The following is a 2,078-nucleotide window of genomic DNA, read 5'->3' on the forward strand; positions in this document are numbered from 1 at the left end:
ACAAACATAACTTGGAGCGCGGCTATCAATCTTAATAAATTAAAATTATTATTTACTATAATACTACTATCCATTGGCTATACCGATTTTAACCAACTTTCCATATCCATTTGAATAAAACTCAAATTTACTATAATAAAATTCCTTGTTTGCCATATCGATAATCTCCAGCCCGTCCTCTTTTATCTCAAATTTTCTAATTATCTTTACACCTTTGTATTCTGCGGCGAGGCTTATAAAATTTTCTCCAAAATCCTCCACTTCGCATCTGCATTCCTCAAACATTCCAAATAGTCCTATCGCCCCCTCACCCCAACTATTTTGCTCCAGATCTTCCACGATCGGCGCATTATGAGCCTTGACGCTTCGAAATTCATTTCTCCTGCCAGGGATCGGAGTATAAAGATAGGTGCCGGGATCCCTCGCTATATCGCGGCCATCTATCCACAGCTCGTAGCCCAGCTTGTCGTTGTGCGTGTGTCCGCCGTGGTCATTCTGTCCAAGCGGGGTAGCACAGATAGCGAGGTAAAATTTACTGGATTTAAAGATAAAAATTCCGCTGTCCGGATAAAATAGATTTTTGATCTCTTGTGAATTTGGAATTTTAAATTTCATGCTTTTTCGGTGCGGCAGTTCGCTAGATTTCACGCCAGAAGCGACCTGACTTTTATACGTTTTATCAACCGCTTGCAGCGTACGCCCTGCGAGCGAGTAAACAAAGCTTCTCTCAAAGCGCATATCGTTTTTAAATATCTCGTCGTCAAAAATTCCACCCATGCAGCTAATTAGCGTGGAGTGGTTTAATATATTTTCGTCCCAAAACGGCTCGTCGCCGCCCTCAAAGCCGCTTAAATTTAGATATTTTCGCACGGCTTGTTCGTTGCTCAAAAACTCGCCGTTTGGGCTAAATTTAAAGAACCTGCCGCTGTCGTTATCGCCGAATTGCGGCACTTCGCCGTTTGGCTTTGTAATGTCTGCGGTAAATCTGCCGATTTTATACAGCCTGTCCACAAACCACTGTGGCAGCGCTATTCGTCCATCTAAAATTTTAAATTCCTGTTCCTTCGGCGGTAAGAGCTTCGGTTTTTTGCGCCAGAGCTTTGCATCGTAATTTTGCAAAGATGAAATTTTATCGCTTTTTAGACCCAGTATCAAAGCCGCGGCATACACCATCAGTTCGCCGCTTAGGCGGTGGTAACTCGTAGAGCTCTCAAAATTTCCGCCGTCTTCGTAAAATTCCTTTTTCATTTCACAGGTTATCTCTTGGATAGCAAATGCTAGCCACGCGTCTATCTCGCCGCCGCCATCCAAATACGCGCAAGCTTGCAGCAGACCTGCGATGTCGCTTAGATAGTGATTTGACGTAAGATGCGACGAATATTCCAGATTATTTACGATATGGAGAGCGTGCTCATAGACGCTATTTGAAAAGGTCTGCTTGAAATTTTGATCTAAAATTCCGCCGCCGTCCATCTGGCAAAACATATCGTAAGCCGCCAGCATATTGGCGACCCTGATGCCCACATCCATCGTGCAGGTCCAATTTACGCCCATTCTAGGCGGATTATTGCGGATAAAATCTAAAATTTGGTTTTTAAATTCCTTTAAATTTCGCTCTTTTAAATTTGAATCCGTCATCGCAAAAATAGCAAGCTGCGGCAAGTGCTGAAGCCTCGCAAGCTCCCACGGCACCTTTATATCGCTGCCTGGCTTGTGAGCTATGCGCTGATCTTTGTACCATTTTTTCTCGCTCCACCGAAAGCCGCTTTTGAAATCCTTTTGCCAATCAATCGGCTCGTAGCCTTCGGGCACATTCGCGGGCGCCGCGACATTCATATCGTATTTATAGCCCTCAAGCCCTAGCGCCGCGCTATCATAGCTATTTTTTACCCAGCCGCTACCGAGCAGATCAAATTTATGCTCGGTGTACATTTTACATAGATATTTTGCGACATCCGGATCGATATTTGACAGGTCAAGCTCTTTTGTATTTATGTAGCTAGTTTTTATGATCGGAATGTTAGAATTTATGTGAGTATTGCCCCGTATTAAATCGATATAATATTTAGTCTTATTGC

1 protein-coding gene is annotated in these 2,078 nt (G+C 43.4%); it reads right to left on the bottom strand.

The annotated features are described in order from the left end of the window. Positions 1-66: 66 nt before the first annotated feature. Positions 67-2,078 (bottom strand): alginate lyase family protein (locus Q0620_RS08390; protein WP_298784449.1); only part of this gene is annotated, 2,012 nt, incomplete at its 5' end.

It is taken from the genome of uncultured Campylobacter sp. (assembly GCF_938017615.1).
Taxonomy (GTDB): domain Bacteria; phylum Campylobacterota; class Campylobacteria; order Campylobacterales; family Campylobacteraceae; genus Campylobacter_B.